The sequence below is a fragment of the Streptomyces sp. NPDC050636 genome (genome assembly GCF_040654775.1).
GTDB lineage: Bacteria > Actinomycetota > Actinomycetes > Streptomycetales > Streptomycetaceae > Streptomyces.
On sequence record NZ_JBFAIP010000038.1, the window covers coordinates 47,546 to 64,863 of the forward strand.

Sequence of the window (17,318 nt, forward strand, 5' to 3'; positions counted from 1 at the left end):
GCTCGTACGGCCGCCCCCTCGGCTCGTGCGCCTACTCGCTGGCCACCACGTCCCGCTCCTCCGCGAAGTGGCAGGCCGAATCGTGCTTGTCCGGCCGGTCGCTGTCGCGGAACTTCTCGGGGACGGCAAGCGGCGGGACCACCTCCGCACACAGCGGCTGCGCCTTCCAGCAGCGCGTACGGAAGCGGCAGCCCGACGGCGGATCGGCGGGCGACGGGACATCCCCCACCAGCAGAATGCGCTCCCGCCGCTCGCGGGCCTCCGGATCAGGTACTGGCACGGCGGACAGCAGCGCCTGGGTGTACGGGTGAGTGGGATGCTCGTAGATCTGCTCATCCGTCCCGATCTCGGCGAGCCGCCCGAGGTACATCACCGCGACCCGGTCGGAGATATGGCGGACGACGGACAGATCGTGCGCGATGAAGACGTAGGACAGGTCGAATTCGTTCTGCAGCTGCTCCAGCAGATTGACCACCTGCGCCTGGACGGAGACATCGAGCGCCGAGACCGGCTCGTCGGCGACGATGATCTCGGGGCGCAGCGCGAGGCCGCGGGCGATACCGATGCGCTGACGCTGGCCGCCGGAGAACTGGTGCGGGTAGCGGTTGATGTACTCGGGGTTGAGCCCTACGACGTCCAGGAGATCCTGCACCTTCTTCCGGCGGTCTCCCTTAGGGGCCACCTCGGGGTGGATCTCATACGGTTCGCCGATGATGTCGCCGACCGTCATCCGGGGGTTCAGGGACGTGTAGGGGTCCTGGAAGACCATCTGGATGTTGCGGCGTACGGCCTTCATCGCGCGGCCGGAGAGCCTGCTGATGTCCTCGCCCTGGTAGAGGATCTGACCGGCCGTCGGCTGCTCCAGGCCGACCAGCAGCTTCGCGACCGTCGACTTCCCGCAGCCCGATTCGCCGACGATGCCGAGCGTTTCGCCTTTGTGCAGGTCGAAGGAGACCCCGTCCACGGCCTTGACCGCGCCGATCTGCTTGCGGATCACGATGCCCCGGGTGAGCGGGTAGTGCTTGACCAGGTCGCGGATCTCCAGGATCGGCTCGCCGACGGCTGCGCGCCCGCCGGTACCGGCGCCGCCCCCGGCACCGCCCCCGGCACCGTCATCGACGTGCTCCATCGAGCGTCTCCTTCCAGAAGTGGCAGGCGCTGGCCCGGCCGGGCCCCACCTCGTAGAGCGGCGGGAGATCGGTGCGGCAGACGTCCCGGGCCATCGGGCAGCGCGGGTTGAAGGGGCAGCCCGGCGGGATGGCGGTCAGGTTGGGCGGCAGGCCCTTGATCGCGTACAGCTCCTGGCCCTTGAGGTCCACCCGGGGGATGGAGTCCAGCAGGCCGCGGGTGTACGGGTGCGCGGGTGCCTTGTAGAGCTGGTGGACGGGGGCGGTCTCGACGATCCGGCCCGCGTACATCACCGCGATGGTGTCGGCGACATCGGCGACCACCCCCAGGTCGTGGGTGATCAGGATCAGTCCCATGGTGAACTCGCGCTGGAGTTCCGCGAGCAGGTCCATGACCTGGGCCTGGACGGTGACGTCGAGGGCCGTGGTCGGCTCGTCGGCGATGATCAGGTCGGGTTCCAGTGCCAGCGCCATCGCGATCATGATGCGCTGCCGCATTCCGCCGGAGAACTGGTGCGGATAGTCGCCTACCCGCGCTCTGGCGGCCGGGATACCGACCCGTTCCATCAGCTCCACGGCCTTGCCGCGGGCCGCCTTGCGCGACAGACCCTCGTGGACGATGTACATCTCCCCGAGCTGCGCGCCGACGCTGAGCACCGGGTTCAGCGAGGACAGCGCGTCCTGGAAGATCATCGCCATCTTCGCGCCGCGGACCTTACGGCGTTCCTCGTTGCTCAGCTTGAGCAGATCGCGGCCCTGGAAGAGGATCTCGCCGCCGGTCACGAAGCCCGGCGGCGAGTCGAGAATGCCCATGATCGCCTGGGCGGTGACGGACTTGCCGGAGCCGGACTCGCCCAGCACCGCCAGCGTCTGGCCCGCCGCCACGGTGCAGTCGACGCCGTTGACCGCCTTCGCGATGCCGTCCCGGGTGCGGAATTCGACCTGTAGGGCGCGTACGTCGAGGAGGGGTGGCTTGCCGGTGGCGGGCGGGGGTTCGCTGGTGGCCGGCTTGTGTTCGCCGGTGGTCAGCCGGGGTTCACCAGTGGTCAGTCGGGGTTTGCCGGTGGTCAGTCGGGGTTCGCCGGTGGTCGACTCGGGTTGGTCGGTGGTCGGCCCGGGGTCGCCGCCCGTCGGCCGCCGGTCGTCGTTGTCCGTCATCTCCCCGCTCCTCAGCGCAACTTGGGATCGAGGGCGTCGCGCACCGCGTCGCCGAGCATGATGAACGCCAGCACCGTGATGCTCAGGGCGCCCGCGGGCCACAGCAGCATGTGCGGGGCATTGCGGATGTACGTGGACGCCGCGGAGATGTCGATGCCCCAGGAGATGGTGGGCGGCTTGAGGCCCGCGCCGAGGTAGGACAGCGTCGCCTCCAGCGCGATGTATGTGCCCAGTGCGATGGTGGCGACGACGATGACCGGCGCGATGGCGTTGGGCGCGATATGCCGCAGCAGCATCCGCCCGTTGCCGGCGCCCAGCGCCCGTGCGGCCTGTACGTAGTCGTTGTGCTTGGCGGTGACGACGGAGCCGCGTGCGATACGGGCGACCTGCGGCCAGCCCAGCAGCACGATGAAGCCGACCACGGGCCAGACGGTGGAGTTGGTGATGACGGAGAGGAACACGAGGCCGCCGAGGATCACCGGGATGCCGAAGAAGATGTCGGCGACCCGGGAGAGCAGGTTGTCGCCCCAGCCGCCGTAGAAGCCCGCCAGCCCGCCCAGCAGGCAGCCCAGGAGGGCGGCGCCCGCGGTCGCGCAGGTGCCGACGGTGATGGAGGCGCGGGCGCCGTAGACGACCCGGGTGTAGACGTCCCGGCCCTGGGTGTCGAAGCCGAAGGGGTGGCCGGGCTCGGCGCCCGCCTGCGCCTTGGCCAGATCCGCGCGGTACGGGTTGCCGGTGGCGATCAGCTGCGGCCAGATCGCGATGACCACCAGGAAGACGATGACCAGCCCGGAGACCACAAAGACCGGGTTGCGGCGCAGATCGTGCCAGGCATCGCTCCAGAGGCTGCGCGGTTTGCCGGTGGACACGCCGCCGGGCGGTCCCGCTCCCGGGGGCCTCTCCAGCGACTCCGCCTCCCCCATGGCCAGTGCGGCGGTGCCGCCGTCGCCGTGGGTGATGGCCTCTTTCGGTACGTACGACTCAGACATAGCGGATCCTCGGGTCGAGGACGGCGTACAGAAGGTCGACGAGGAGGTTCGCGACGAGGAATACCAGCACCAGGATCGTCACAAAGCCCACCACGGTCGGCGAATTCTGCCGGAGGATGCCCTGGTAGAGCTGGAATCCGACGCCGTGGATATTGAAGATCCGCTCGGTGACGATGGCGCCGCCCATCAGCGCGCCGATGTCGGTACCGATGAAGGTGATGACCGGGATCAGCGAGTTGCGCAGCAGATGCCGGGAGATGACCCGGTGTCTCGGCAGCCCTTTCGCGATGGCCGTACGGACGTAGTCGGCGCGGGCGTTCTCGGCGATGGAGGTCCGGCTCAGCCGGGTCACATAGGCGAGTGAGACGAGTGCCAACACCAGCCCTGGCAGCAGGAGTTCACCCAGCGGCGCATCCGTGGAGACGCTCGGCTTGACCCATTCCCATTGCACCCCGAACAGGAATTGCAGCACATAGCCGCTGACGAACGTCGGAATGGACACCACGACCAGGGTGAAGACCAGCACCGAGGTGTCCAGGGTCCGGCCGCGCCGCAGTCCGCTGAACACGCCGAGCACAATGCCCACGATCATCTCGATCAGGATGGCGACGATGGTGAGCCGCAGCGTGATGGGAAAGGAGGAGGCCATCAGCTCGGTGACCGGCTGGCCGTTGAACGCGGTACCGAAATTCCCCTGGAAGATCTGCCCCATGTAGTGCAGATACTGCTTCCACAGCGGCTGATCGAGATAGAGGTCGTGGCGGATCTGGGCGACGGTGGCGGGGTCGGGTGCCTTGTCGCCGAACATCGCGGCGACCGGGTCACCCAGCGCGTACACCATGAAGAAGATCAGGAACGTGCTGCCGATGAACACCGGGATCATCTGGAGCAGCCGCCGGATCACATAGCGTCCCATGAGGGCTCCGGGTTCTGTGGAACGACGGCTCAGCTGACGGTGATCTCGTTGTAAACGGGCACACTGAACGGATTCAGCGTCACATTGCTGATCCGGTCTGTGTATCCGCCGCTGCCGTTCTGGTACCACAGGGGAATGGCCGGCATCTGTTCGGCGAGGATCTTCTCCGCGTCCTGGAACGTCGACACGGCATCTGCGATGTCCGTCTCGGCATTCGCCTCGTTGACGAGCTTGTCGAACTCGGCGTTGCTGAACTTGCCGTCGTTGGACGAGGCGCCGGTGTAGTACAGCGGCTGCAGGAAGTTCTGGATCAGCGGGTAGTCCATCTGCCAGCCGGCGCGGAACGGGCCGGTCAGCTGCTTCGCCGAGATCTTGTTACGGAAGTCCGCGAAGGTACCGACCGGGGCGCTGACGCACGCGTTGTCGTTGCCCAGCGAGTTGTTGATGCTGTTGCAGATCGCGTCGACCCAGTCCTTGTGCGACCCGGTGTCGGCGTTGTAGGTAATGGTCATCTTCCCTCCGGGAAGCCCGCCGCCCTCCTTGATCAGCTGCTTCGCCTTGCCCGGGTTGAATTCGCACGCCTCCCCGCACAGCCCCTCCTTGTACCCCCCGTCGGTCTTCAGTACCGGCGAGGTCCAGTCCGTCGCCGGCGTCCGCGTCTTCTGGAAGATCTCGTTGGTGATCTGCTCACGGTTGATCGCCATCGAGATTCCCTGCCGCACCTTCTCCTTGCCCTTTGCGCTCCAATTTGCTTGGTACATGGGGAAGGCGAGGGTCTGGATGATCCCGGCCGGCTGATTGATGTACCGGTCTCCCAGGTCCGCCTTCACATTCTTGAGCTGCGAGGCCGGCACATCATCGACAAGGTCAAGGTTCCCCGCCTGAAGATCCGTATAGGCGGTGTTGCTGTCGGTGTACACCCGCAGATCGATGCCGCCGTTCTTCGCCGCATCGTCCCCCGGGTACTTGTCCCACTTCCGCAGCTTCATCACGGAACCCTTGTCGTACGCGTCCACGGCATACGGACCGTTCCCGACCGGCTTCTCCAGCCATGCGTCGTGGTCGGTGTAGAACGCCTGCGGCAGCGGCATGAAGGCCGCGTATCCGAGTGTGTCCGGCCAGCTGGAGAACTTCTGGTTCAGCTTGACGGTGAAGGTCTTGTCGTCCTTCACGACGAGCCCCGACATTTTTTTGGCGGTCGGTGTGCCCTGCTCCGGGTGCACCTTGTCGAACCCGTCGATGTACTGGAAGAAAGAAGCGTTCTTCTGCTTGTTGTCCAGCAGGGCACCGTAATTCCACGCATCCACAAACGACTTCGCGGTGACCTTCTCCCCGTTACTGAAGGTCCAGCCGTCCTTCAGCGTCACGGTGTAATTCTTCGAGTCGGTCGTCTCGATTTTCTCCGCGATGACATTCTCCGCGGCCGCGGTCTTCGGGTTGTACCGCTTGAGCCCCCGGAAGAGCATCTCCAGGACCTTGCCGCCCTGGACCTCATTGGTGTTCGCCGGCTCCAGCGGGTTCTGCGGATCCCCCCAGGAGGAACTGACCACCCCGGCACTGTCCGAACCACCGCCGCCTCCACAGGCCGTCGCCGTGAAGGCGACGGCGACGGCGACGGCGACGGCGCATACGGCCCACTTGGCGCGCGTGGCTCCACGCATGGGGTGCCTCCTCAGGTCCTTAGTCGCACTTAGGCGACATGAGAGCGCACACGCGGACGCATCGCACTCCGGCAGGGACCGTCACTGCTCCGAAAACCTGAGAAAACCCCCGTATGGACTCACCTGCACGCCGCCGACTCCGCCCGTCACCACGGTGGCGCGCGGGGCCGCCCGGAGCGGCGCGGCGGGTGGCAGGCATAATCACCTGCCACGGTTGCACGTCACACGGGGGAATGGTGAGTGACATAAGCGGCATGAGTGGCATGAGTGGCATGAGTCATGGATACGGGGCGAATACCGCTTCCATAGACGGAAGCGCGAATCTTCTCGTGGAAATTGCCGGCCTGCTCCAAGAAGGCCGCCTCGACAAAGACCTCGGCACCTTGGCGCGCGTGCCGCACTCCCACCACGAAGTAGGCACCGAGGTCGACCACTTCGCACGCTTCGCCGCCGACCAGCATCAAGACCTGGTCCTGCTCCTCACCGCACTCTCCACCGCGCTGAAAACCACCGGCAACAACTACACCGCAGTCGACGAAAGAACACGCGACGATTTCCGAGCCTTTCTCGACTCCGCCAGGTGCGAGGCGCCGAAGGGAACCCACACGTGACGTACCACTCCGACGTCAAGTTCCTGGACGACTGCAATCCCGCGCTGATCGAGCGCAATGCCGCCGAGTTCAAGCGGATGTACGACCTGCTGCATTCCGTGGTCCCATCCGTCAAAAAGGCGGAGAATCTCGACTGGACGAGCGCGTCCCGCACCCATTACGACGCCCGGCTCCGTGACGTCGACGGACTCACCACCGGCCTGATGGACGGTTACCACAACGCCTGGAAGGCGCTCCTCACCTACGCGGAAGCCGTCGAACGGGCCAAACGCCACCTCGAAACCGGCGAGGAATGCCAATCCGCCCTGTCGGACCTCCTCTCCCGGTCAGGACGCCCCCTCACCCCCAAGGCCAAAGCCGCGGAGCCCATGCGCCAGTGGGAGGATCTGCGCGAGACGACCGGTTTCCTGGACTGGCTCAGCGAGCTGACCACCGACGCGGACGCCATCCGCGACAAGGCCGACCACTGGCACAGCCAGGCGTCCGACGCCTTCCGTGCCGCGTTGGAGACCGAGCAATCGGCCAGGAAGGCCTGCACGTTCAGCCTCCGCTCGGCCCGCGACCGTATCCCTGAATTCCGTACGGACTTCAAGGACGCAGCCGGCCTGATGGAACGCGTCGGTGCCTTGCAGTCCGAAGCGGACCAGGCCCGCCGTGATCCCCACACCCATCTCGCCGGCAGCGGCGAGAAGGCCGACTTCTTCCCGGGCGCGACCGGCTCCGACGCCGCCGAGACCCCCGCCCTGCGCCGTATCCGGCAACTCTGTGCCGACCTGCCCGAGGGAAAGGGGATCAACTACCTCCTCCCCTCCGACTCGGACGAGCACCGCAAGGAATGGATCGGCGCCAACCGGGAGATCCTCAACGCCGCAGCCGCGGAGAACGGACTGCCTCCCGAGATGCTCGCCGGCATCGCCTGGCAGGAGGTCGAAGGTGACCCGGCCGTCGTCGATGACGTTGCCAATTGGGCTCGCCGGCACGGCGTGGGAAAGGACGCGGACCAGACATCCATGGGCCCGATGTCCATCCAGATCCGGCGTGCGGCCGAAGTGCTGGGCTACGACCCCGCACATCTCACGGATGCGCAGCGGTCCCAGGTCACGGAATCCGTCAAGGACCCCGCCCAGAACGCCTTCATCGTCTCCGAGTACCTGTCCCAGCTGAAAGCGGAAAGTTCATTCGCCGAAGTACCGGCGGACAGAATGACCCCCGAGCAATACCAGGAACTCGCCGCGCGCTACAACGGCGGCCCGTACTGGGAAAGCGACGCCGCGCAGGGTTACGGCCGACGCTTCATGAGGACCTTCAACGACTCCAGCCAGGCGCTGAAGTGACCGATCCCCGCACCCGCCGCACACCCGGCGACCTCGCCGGGGCCGCCATCAGCGCCACACTTCTCCTGGCGTCAAACGGCCTCACCCTCTATCTCACCTTCCTCGCCGCCCTCCTCATCACCCCCGACGGCTCATGGGACGCCCGCGAGACGGCAGACACCGTCCAAGTCCTGTGTGTCGTTTCCGGCGCAATGGCCGCCACGGTGCTGGCGCTCACCACGTTCATCCGGGCAACCCGCTGGCTCCGCAGCAGGTGGTGGCTCGCCCCGCCGGCTCTCTTCTTGCTCTGCTCGGTGGCCCGTTGGCTGTTCCCCTCGTGACATCTGTCGCGGCAGTGGCCACCTCGGACGCACGTTGCGGCAACGAAAACGCCCCGCCGGACCCGAGGTCCGGCGGGGCGCATCAATGCAGCTCAAGCCCAGCGCAGCGTCACCGCTTGGCGCGGTCCCTTAGCGCTTCGCGCGGGAAGCCGTGCGGCCGCGCTCCTTCTGGTCCAGGACGACCTTGCGGATGCGCACGGCCTCCGGGGTCACCTCGACGCACTCGTCGTCGCGGCAGAACTCCAGGGACTGCTCCAGCGACAGCTTGCGCGGCGGCACGATCGCCTCGAAGGAGTCGGCCGAGGCGGAGCGCATGTTGGTGAGCTTCTTCTCCTTGGTGATGTTGACGTCCATGTCGTCGGCGCGGGAGTTCTCGCCGACGATCATGCCCTCGTACACCTCGGTGCCCGGGTCGGTGAAGAGCACACCGCGCTCCTGGAGGTTCGTCATCGCGAAGGCGGTGACGGAACCGGCGCGGTCGGCGACCAGCGAGCCGTTGTTGCGGGTCTTCAGCTCGCCGAACCACGGCTCGTGGCCCTCGTGGATGGAGTGGGCGATGCCTGTACCGCGGGTGTTGGTCAGGAACTCCGTACGGAAGCCGATCAGGCCACGGGACGGCACGACGAACTCCATGCGGACCCAGCCGGAGCCGTGGTTGGACATGTTGTCCATCCGGCCCTTGCGGGTGCCCATGAGCTGGGTCACGGCGCCCATGTGCTCCTCGGGCACGTCGATCGTGATGCGCTCGACGGGCTCGTACGTCTTGCCGTCGACCTGCTTGGTGACGACCTGCGGCTTGCCGATGGTCATCTCGAAGCCCTCACGGCGCATCTGCTCGACCAGGATGGCCAGCGCCAGCTCACCGCGGCCCTGCACCTCCCAAGCGTCGGGGCGCTCGGTGTCCAGGACGCGCAGCGAGACGTTACCGATCAGCTCGCGCTCCAGGCGGTCCTTGACCTGGCGGGCGGTGACCTTGCGGTCCTTGACCGCGGCCTTGGCGTCCGCGCCCTTGCCGGTGCCGCCACGGCCGACCAGCGGCGAGGTGTTCGTACCGATGGTCATGGAGATCGCCGGCTCGTCGACCGTGATCAGCGGCAGCGCGATCGGGTTCTCCGGGTCGGCCAGCGTCTCGCCGATCATGATGTCGGGGATACCGGCGACCGCGCAGATGTCGCCCGGGCCTGCCACCTCGGCGGGCTTGCGGGTGAGCGCCTCGGTCATCATCAGCTCGGTGATGCGGACGTTGGCGGTGGTGCCGTCGCGCTTGATCCAGGCGACGTTCTGGCCCTTGCGCAGCTCGCCCTGCTCGACGCGGAGCAGCGCGATACGGCCGAGGAAGTTGTCCGCGTCGAGGTTGGTGACGTGGGCCTGGAGCGGCGCGTCCTCCTCGTACGTCGGGGCCGGGACGTGCTCCAGGATGGTGGAGAAGAACGGCTCCAGGCTGGTGGAGTCGGCCGGGACCGTGCCGTCCTCCGGCTTGGTCAGCGAGGCGATGCCGTCACGGCCGCAGGCGTAGACGATCGGGAACTCGATCTGGTCCTCGTCCGCGTCCAGGTCCAGGAAGAGGTCGTAGGTCTCGTTGACGACCTCGTCGATGCGGGAGTCCGGGCGGTCCGTCTTGTTGATGCAGAGGATGACGGGCAGGCGCTGCTGGAGGGCCTTGCGGAGCACGAAGCGGGTCTGCGGCAGCGGGCCCTCGGAGGCGTCGACCAGCAGGACGACCGCGTCCACCATCGACAGACCACGCTCGACCTCGCCACCGAAGTCGGCGTGGCCGGGGGTGTCGATGATGTTGATCGTGATCGGGGCCCCGCCGTCCTTGGGGTGGTACTTCACCGCCGTGTTCTTGGCGAGGATCGTGATGCCCTTCTCACGCTCCAGGTCGTTCGAGTCCATGACGCGGTCGTCGACCGACTCGAGCTGGTGGGCGGCGAAGGCACCGGCCTGCTTGAGCATGGCATCGACGATGGTCGTCTTGCCGTGGTCGACGTGGGCGACGATGGCTACGTTACGAATGTCATGGCGCGTGGGCATACTGGCGGCGCTTCTCCCGGAATCGTGGTGGGCGGCGCGTACGGTCCGGTACGCGTGCCTGCCGGGCAGAAGACGCCACGGCCTCACCCCATGGTACGGGGCTGCGGCCGGAACGGCCGCCCCAGCCCGTACGTAAGCCGTCTGACCTGCGATTTCTTACCAGTTGTTCACTGCCGTCGAGCCGCTGTTCACCACTGTCCGGCCGTTGTTCACCGAGCTCCCGCCACTCGTCGTCCGCAGCTCCGGCCCCGACCCCGACCCCGACCCATCGGACAGGCCCTAACCCTCCCGGTACCCGATGTCCTGGAAGCGGGGCGCGGCGAAGCCGAAGGCCCCGACATTGGCGAGCGTCTTCTTCGTGGCCACCAGCTCGGGCCGCTGGTAGAGCGGGATCGAGCCCGCGGCGGCCCAGATCCGGGCGTCCGCCTGCGCCACGAGATCGCGCGCGGAGTCCTCGTCCAGCTCGGCCGCGGCCTGTTCGAAGAGCTGGTCGATGTGGTCGGTGCCGACCCGCGTGTAGTTCTGCTCGACGGTCAGCGAGCCGTCGGCCGCGGGCTGCGGCTTGGCGTAGATGGGGCGGCCGTCGGTGGCCGGGTAGGGGGTGCCGGGCCAGGAGTACAGCGCCAGGTCGTAGTCGCCGGAGGCGATGTGGTCCCGGAAGTAGCTCTCGTCGGAGACCTTCTCGATCGAGGTCGTGATGCCGATCTTGCCGAGCATCTTGGCGATCCGTCCGCCGACGGCCCGCAGCTGCTCGGAGGCGGCGCCGTCGGGCAGGACGAAGCGCAGCGCCAGCGGCCTGCCGTTCTTCTTCGCGACGGGTACCCGGGCGGCCGTGTCGGCCCGGTCGGCGGCGGGCCGCTCGGCGGCGGGGACGGGGGCGGCCTGCGCCTGGGCGGGCCTGGCCTCGCGGCCCTGGGCGGCGCTGCCCGGCTGGGCGCCCGCGTTGCCGCCGGCCCCGGGCAGATTCGGGGCCTGCCCGGTCTCGATCATCTCGGCGGCGCCGAGCGCCTGCGCCGCCCGCCGTGTGTACTGCTTGGAGTCCGCATAGGCCACGGACGCGGTGTCACCGCCGGCCGACTCCTTCTGGGTCGCGGCGGCCTCCTTGTAGAACGAGGCGCTCTGCCGCAGCAGGGCGGCCTGCTGGACCTCCGAGCCCACCGCGCCCACGAACGACAGCGGGGCCTCGGCTGCAGCCGGCCGGGCGCCGTCCGCCTTTCCGTCCGTCCCCTTGAGCGCGATGGTGCGGCCGCCGCCGGGCCCCTCCGGGTTCCGGCCGTCGCCGGTCTCCGCGCCTGCCGAGGCAGCGGGCTTCGACGCCGCGGCCGAGCCCGGCTGAGCGGACGCGGAAGCGGCGGCGCCGGATACGCCGGGAGCCGGTACGTCCCCCCGCCGCTGGACCGGCTGCGGCGGGACGACCTGCTGCGGGTGATCGGACGGCTTCCAGCCGGCATCGGCGAGCAGCCCCTTGGCCGCCTCGGCGTCCTGGCCGCCGATCGCGTCGCTGTGGTCCGCGTAGCCCGGCTGCCCGGCCATCAGCAGATGGCTGCCGAGCGGTCGCGCGGGCAGACCGACCGGCTTGAGGACGGTGTCGGCGAGCGCCTGCCGGTCGAGGGCGCGGGCCACCGCGCGACGCACCCGCTCATCGGTGAGCGGCCCGTTGCTGCCGTTGAGGGCGAGCTGGGTGTACGCGGGCTCCAGGGCCTTGCGGACGGCATAGGCGTGCAGCGAGCCGTTCCCCGCCGCCTTCTTCGCCTCGCCGTCGGCCAGGTCTCCGACCTTCTTGGCGGTGGCCCGGTCGACGTCGGCGACGTCGACGGCCCCGGCGGCCAGCGCCGCGGGCCGCTTCTCCAGGGGCAGCGCCGTCAGCACCAGCTTGTCGAGCTTGGCGGGCGCGCCCCACCACCCCGGATTGCGTACGAGGGTGACGGTGCCCCTCGCCGTGTCCTGCTTCTGGACCGCGAACGGGCCCGCCCCGACCTTGAGTTGCTTCCGTGTGGCGTCGTTGAAGGCGTCCGCGTCACCCATCACGCTCCTGGGATAGAGCGGCGTGAAGAGGGACTGCCAGTCGGCGTACGGCTTACCGAAGGTGACCTTGACCTCGCGTGCGTTGGCCCCCTTCTTGACCTTGGCGATCCGGTCGTAGCCGGCGTTGCGGGCGGTCCAGTACGCGTTGTCCTTGCCGCGCAGCGCCTTCCACTGCGCGATGAAGTCCGCGGCCCCGATCGCCCGGCCGTCGCTCCACCGCGCCTTGGGATTGATCTTGTACGTGACGACCTGCCGGGGCTCGCGGGCGCTGATGTCGGCCGAGTCGAGATAGTCGGCGTTGCGCTGCGGCCGGCCACGCCCGTCGGCGCTGAACAGGCTGGGCAGCACCGCACCGGTGACCCGCCCGGTGGTCGCGTTGGCGTCCGCCTGGAACGCGTTGAGGGTGGCCGGCATCGCGTCCACCGCCCAGCGCAGCGTGCCGCCGGCTTTGAGCTTGTCGCGGGCGGCCGGGGCGATGTCCTGGGACGAGGTGGCGGACGACTCCGAGCCGTCGTCTCCGCATCCGGTCAACACGGGCAGCGGGAGCAGCACCCCCGCCGCGACGAGCGCGGCACAGCGGCGCCTTCGGCACGCCGCGCGGCCTGAGCGGCTGTCGGAGCTGACGTGGTCGGTCATGACGGTTACCTCCGGGCTCGCCCGCGCCGCGCCGAGCCACTGCCTGAATCCTCTCGGCGCACCACGTTCGGCCGACTTTCCGGCTCATCACATCTATGGCCCCCCTACTGAAATCGACCGACCATGCGGCGGCCGCCCGACACGTCGGTTGCCGTACCAAGGCCACCCGCACGGCCCAACGCCTGGTCATCCGGCGTCCCGTGGGCCACAGCCGACGGCCCGTCACACACCGTTCACCGCCGTGCCGCACCGGCGTTCGACCCCCACCGCGGCGCATGGTTGCCGAAACGCACCGGTTCGAGTCGTAATCGCGCCAGACCCCTTCCCAACCTCTACTGTGACGCGCGACACTCTCGGGCGCATGAGATCGCCCACCACACCTTCGGAGGTGAGCGCACGTGATGGCCCTGCAGAACGAACTGACGGCGGCTCAACGCAGCCTGGACGACCTGGTCCGGTCGGTGGAACGCCTCTCGCAGCAGGTCGGCTCCGGACTGGAGATCCGCCGGGTGCGCAGCGATACGGACCACCTGCGCGAAAGCATCGGACTGCTGAAGGAAAGCGTCGCGGCCGCACCCCCGGGCCGTGGGGGTGCCAAGAACGGGAGCGAGGCGATGGTGCTGGTCCCGGACACCCCCTACGACTCCAAACTGTGGACCGACGTCGACGAGGAGGGCCTCGGCGCCAAGAACCGGCGCGCGCCCTAGCGGACGTCCCCTAGGGGCTGCTCTCGCCCCACTCCATCCCTACCCCGTTTTCGCCCCGACGGAGCGCCGCCCCCGACGGAGCGCCGTTCACGGAGACCGACGTTGGCCACTGACATCGAACCCTCACCGCAAGCGGGCGCGACCGGCGTGCAGGACGCCTCCCGCGCCGCCATCCCCGCCCGCCATCTGCGGACCGACCGCTGGTGGCTGGCGCCGGCCGTCACCGCAGCCGGGCTGCTCGCGTTCATCGTCTACTCGACCTGGCGGGCGTTCGCGAACGCCGACTACTACCACGCGCCCTATGTCTCGCCGTTCTACTCGCCGTGCCTGGCGGAGAACTGCGAGACCATGCGCGGCGGACCCAACTGGGAGATCTTCGGCAGCTGGTGGGCCCTGTCCCCCGCGCTGCTGATCCTGATCTTCCCGCTGGGCTTCCGGCTGACCTGCTACTACTACCGCAAGGCCTACTACCGCGGCTTCTGGGCCTCGCCGCCGGCCTGCGCGGTCGCCGAACCGCACAAGAAGTACACCGGGGAGACCCGCTTCCCGCTGATCCTGCAGAACATCCACCGCTACTTCTTCTACTTCGCGGTACTGGTCGCCGGCATCCTCACCTACGACACCGTGCTCGCCTTCCGCGACGAGCACTACGCATGGGGCCACATGGGCCTCGGCACGGTCGTCTTCCTGGTCAACATCGTGCTGATCTGGGCGTACACCCTCTCCTGCCACTCCTGCCGGCACATCGTCGGCGGCCGGCTGCGGCACTTCTCCAAGCATCCCGTGCGCTACCGGATGTGGGGCTGGGTCGGGAAGCTCAACGAGCGGCACATGCTGCTCGCCTGGTCCTCGCTGATCAGCGTGGCCCTCGCCGACTTCTATGTGTTCCTGCTGGCGACCGGGGCCTTCGAGGATCCGCGGTTCTTCTAGGACCGCTTCCAGGGACAGCTTCCAAAGCCGTTCTCCTTCAACTCTCTTCTACGGAAAGGCGTGCCTTCTGATGGCGCATGTGGACCGGCAGGCATGGGATGTGGTCGTGGTGGGGGCGGGCGGCGCCGGTCTGCGCGCCGCCATCGAGGCCCGCGAGGCGGGCATGCGGACCGCCGTGATCTGCAAGTCCCTGTTCGGCAAGGCCCATACGGTGATGGCCGAGGGCGGTATCGCGGCCAGCATGGGCAATGCCAACGAGCACGACAACTGGCAGGTCCACTTCCGGGACACCATGCGCGGCGGGAAGTTCCTCAACCAGTGGCGGATGGCCGAGCTGCACGCACGTGAAGCCCCCGACCGGGTATGGGAGTTGGAGACCTGGGGCGCGCTCTTCGACCGCACCGCGGACGGCCGGATCTCGCAGCGCAACTTCGGCGGCCACGAATACCCTCGCCTCGCGCACGTCGGCGACCGTACGGGCCTGGAGCTGATCCGCACCCTCCAGCAGAAGATCGTCTCGCTCCAGCAGGAGGACGAGCGGGAATTCGGCGCGTACGACGCCCGGTTGAAGGTCTTCCAGGAGTGCACGGTCACCCGTGTACTCAAGACGGACGACCGCGTTTCCGGCGCCTTCTGCTACGAGCGTGAATCCGGCCGGTTCTTCGTGCTGGAGGCCCCTGCGGTGGTGCTGGCCACCGGCGGCATCGGCAAGTCCTTCAAGGTGACGTCGAATTCCTGGGAGTACACGGGCGACGGCCATGCGTTGGCGCTGCTGGCCGGTGCACCGCTGATCAACATGGAGTTCGTGCAGTTCCACCCCACCGGCATGGTCTGGCCGCCGTCGGTGAAGGGCATCCTCGTCACCGAGTCCGTACGCGGCGACGGCGGGGTGCTGCGCAACAGTGACGGCAAGCGCTTCATGTTCGACTACATCCCGGACGTCTTCAAGGAGAAGTACGCGCAGACCGAGGAGGAGGGCGACCGCTGGTACGAGGACCCGGAGAACAACCGCCGGCCGCCCGAGCTGCTGCCTCGTGACGAGGTCGCCCGCGCCATCAACTCCGAGGTCAAGGCGGGCCGCGGCTCCCCGCACGGCGGCGTCTTCCTCGACGTGTCGACGCGGATGCCGGCCGAGGTCATCAAGCGCCGGCTGCCGTCCATGCACCACCAGTTCAAGGAGCTGGCGGATGTGGACATCACCGCCGAGCCGATGGAGGTCGGCCCGACCTGTCACTACGTGATGGGCGGGGTGGATGTGGATCCGGACACCGCGGCGGCGACCGGCGTACCCGGCCTGTTCGCGGCCGGCGAGGTCGCCGGGGGCATGCACGGCTCCAACCGCCTGGGCGGCAACTCCCTCTCCGACCTGCTGGTCTTCGGCCGCAGGGCGGGACTGCACGCCGCCGAGTACGCGGCGTCGGTCACCGACCGGCCGCCCGCCGACCCGTTGCAGATCGACGCCGCGGAGGCGGAGGCGCTGCGCCCCTTCAGCGCCGAGGACGCTTCGGCAGTCGAGGAGGGCTCCGCTGACGAGCCGGGCCCGGCCGAGAATCCGTACACCCTGCACCAGGAGCTCCAGCAGTCGATGAACGACCTGGTCGGCATCATCCGCAAGGAGGGTGAGATGCGGGAGGCCCTGGAGCGGCTGGCCGGGCTGCGGGTGCGGGCCCGGCGGGCCGGCGTCGAGGGGCACCGGCAGTACAACCCCGGCTGGCATCTCTCCATCGACCTGCGCAACATGCTGCTGGTCAGCGAGTGCGTGGCGCGCGCGGCGCTGGAGCGCGAGGAGAGCCGCGGCGGGCACACCCGCGACGACCATCCGGCGATGGACCGGCGCTGGCGCAACGTCAACCTGGTCTGCGAGATCGCCGATCCGAACGGCGAGCGGGCGAACGCGGACCCGGCGCTGGGCCAGATCCGGCTGTCCCGCCGCGAGACCCCGCCGATCCGCCCCGACCTGCTCGGGCTGTTCGAGAAGGACGAGCTGCTGAAGTATCTGACGGACGAGGAGCTGAGCCGGTGAGCGCGCAGCAGGAAGTCAAGCAATCCGCGGCCTACCTGGCGCGCTTCAGGGTGTGGCGCGGCGACACGGACGGCGGCGGCCTGGAGGACTTCAAGGTCGAGGTGAACGAGGGCGAGGTGGTCCTCGACATCATCCACCGTCTGCAGGCGACCCAGGCGCCGGATCTCGCGGTCCGCTGGAACTGCAAGGCGGGCAAGTGCGGTTCGTGCAGTGCGGAGATCAACGGGCGGCCGCGGCTGATGTGCATGACCCGGATGTCGGTCTTCGAGCAGGACGAGACGATCACGGTCACCCCGATGCGGGCCTTCCCCGTCGTACGGGACCTGGTGACGGATGTGTCCTTCAACTACACCAAGGCCCGTGAGATCCCGTCGTTCGTGCCGCCTGCGGAGCTGGCGCCCGGCGAGTACCGCATGCAGCAGGAGGATGTGAACCGCTCGCAGGAGTTCCGTAAGTGCATCGAGTGCTTCCTGTGCCAGGACACCTGCCATGTGGTGCGCGACCACGAGGAGAACAAGTCCGCCTTCGCCGGGCCGCGCTTCCTGATGCGTATCGCCGAGCTCGATATGCATCCGCTGGACGCCGCCCCCGAGTCCGGCCTGGACCGTAAGGCCACCGCCCAGGACGAGCACGGCCTGGGCTACTGCAACATCACCAAATGCTGCACGGAGGTCTGCCCCGAGAACATCAAGATCACCGACAATGCGCTGATCCCCCTCAAGGAGCGGGCGGCGGACCGTAAGTACGACCCGCTGGTGTGGCTGGGAAACAAGATCCGGCGCCGCGATTAAGGGGTAGGGATTGGTGTGGGGCGCTGCGGGCCCGTACGGGACATCCCGTACGGGCC

Annotated in this window: 14 protein-coding genes; 7 read left to right on the plus strand and 7 right to left on the minus strand. The window is 68.3% G+C overall.

Annotated elements, in window-relative coordinates; all coding sequences use genetic code 11:
* Positions 1-31: 31 nt before the first annotated feature.
* The 5 genes from AB0I10_RS24755 to AB0I10_RS24775 are packed head-to-tail and all read right to left on the minus strand — an operon-like array spanning position 32 to position 5,851.
* Complete coding sequence (locus tag AB0I10_RS24755; protein WP_363154789.1) at positions 32-1,129, minus strand: dipeptide ABC transporter ATP-binding protein; 1,098 nt, start codon at positions 1,127-1,129, stop codon at positions 32-34.
* The gene (locus AB0I10_RS24760; RefSeq protein ID WP_363154790.1) at positions 1,113-2,285 is read right to left on the minus strand and encodes an ABC transporter ATP-binding protein; all 1,173 of its coding nucleotides are present in this window, start codon (positions 2,283-2,285) and stop codon (positions 1,113-1,115) included. Before AB0I10_RS24760 ends, AB0I10_RS24755 begins: the two co-directional genes overlap by 17 nt.
* Positions 2,286-2,296: 11 nt before the next feature.
* Positions 2,297-3,274 (minus strand): ABC transporter permease, encoded by a 978-nt coding sequence (locus tag AB0I10_RS24765; RefSeq protein ID WP_363154791.1) that lies wholly within the window; start codon positions 3,272-3,274, stop codon positions 2,297-2,299.
* Positions 3,267-4,190 (minus strand): ABC transporter permease, encoded by a 924-nt coding sequence (locus tag AB0I10_RS24770; protein WP_363154792.1) that lies wholly within the window; start codon positions 4,188-4,190, stop codon positions 3,267-3,269. The genes AB0I10_RS24765 and AB0I10_RS24770 overlap by 8 nt, the downstream gene beginning before the upstream one ends.
* Positions 4,191-4,219: 29 nt before the next feature.
* On the minus strand, positions 4,220-5,851 hold the full coding sequence (locus AB0I10_RS24775) for an ABC transporter substrate-binding protein (protein WP_363154793.1): 1,632 nt from the start codon (positions 5,849-5,851) through the stop codon (positions 4,220-4,222).
* 254 nt (positions 5,852-6,105) lie between these two features.
* On the opposite strand from AB0I10_RS24775, the gene AB0I10_RS24780 reads away from it, so the two are divergent.
* The 3 genes from AB0I10_RS24780 to AB0I10_RS24790 are packed head-to-tail and all read left to right on the plus strand — an operon-like array spanning position 6,106 to position 8,116.
* Positions 6,106-6,462: a hypothetical protein gene (locus tag AB0I10_RS24780; protein WP_363154794.1), complete on the plus strand. Its 357-nt coding sequence runs from the start codon at positions 6,106-6,108 to the stop codon at positions 6,460-6,462.
* Positions 6,459-7,796: a hypothetical protein gene (locus AB0I10_RS24785; protein ID WP_363154795.1), complete on the plus strand. Its 1,338-nt coding sequence runs from the start codon at positions 6,459-6,461 to the stop codon at positions 7,794-7,796. The genes AB0I10_RS24780 and AB0I10_RS24785 overlap by 4 nt, the downstream gene beginning before the upstream one ends.
* Positions 7,793-8,116 (plus strand): hypothetical protein, encoded by a 324-nt coding sequence (locus AB0I10_RS24790; RefSeq protein WP_363154796.1) that lies wholly within the window; start codon positions 7,793-7,795, stop codon positions 8,114-8,116. The genes AB0I10_RS24785 and AB0I10_RS24790 overlap by 4 nt, the downstream gene beginning before the upstream one ends.
* 129 nt (positions 8,117-8,245) lie before the next feature.
* Here AB0I10_RS24790 and typA read toward each other — a convergent pair whose 3' ends face one another.
* Positions 8,246-10,150: a translational GTPase TypA gene (gene typA, locus AB0I10_RS24795; RefSeq protein ID WP_363154797.1), complete on the minus strand. Its 1,905-nt coding sequence runs from the start codon at positions 10,148-10,150 to the stop codon at positions 8,246-8,248.
* Positions 10,151-10,429: 279 nt separating this feature from the next.
* Entirely contained in the window at positions 10,430-12,811 is a 2,382-nt protein-coding gene (locus AB0I10_RS24800) for an ABC transporter family substrate-binding protein (RefSeq protein ID WP_363154798.1), read from the minus strand.
* A 401-nt stretch (positions 12,812-13,212) separates the two neighbouring features.
* Here AB0I10_RS24800 and AB0I10_RS24805 point away from each other — a divergent pair, with 401 nt between their 5' ends.
* From AB0I10_RS24805 to AB0I10_RS24820, 4 genes are all read left to right on the plus strand, one after another.
* A complete protein-coding gene (locus AB0I10_RS24805; protein ID WP_363154799.1) occupies positions 13,213-13,518 on the plus strand; it encodes a hypothetical protein in 306 nt (101 codons plus the stop codon).
* A 102-nt stretch (positions 13,519-13,620) separates the two neighbouring features.
* Positions 13,621-14,448: a hypothetical protein gene (locus AB0I10_RS24810; RefSeq protein ID WP_363154800.1), complete on the plus strand. Its 828-nt coding sequence runs from the start codon at positions 13,621-13,623 to the stop codon at positions 14,446-14,448.
* Between the two features lie 70 nt (positions 14,449-14,518).
* A complete protein-coding gene (locus AB0I10_RS24815; RefSeq protein WP_363154801.1) occupies positions 14,519-16,471 on the plus strand; it encodes a fumarate reductase/succinate dehydrogenase flavoprotein subunit in 1,953 nt (650 codons plus the stop codon).
* A complete protein-coding gene (locus AB0I10_RS24820) occupies positions 16,468-17,262 on the plus strand; it encodes a succinate dehydrogenase/fumarate reductase iron-sulfur subunit (RefSeq protein ID WP_363154802.1) in 795 nt (264 codons plus the stop codon). The genes AB0I10_RS24815 and AB0I10_RS24820 overlap by 4 nt, the downstream gene beginning before the upstream one ends.
* The last annotated feature ends 56 nt before the right edge of the window (positions 17,263-17,318 follow it).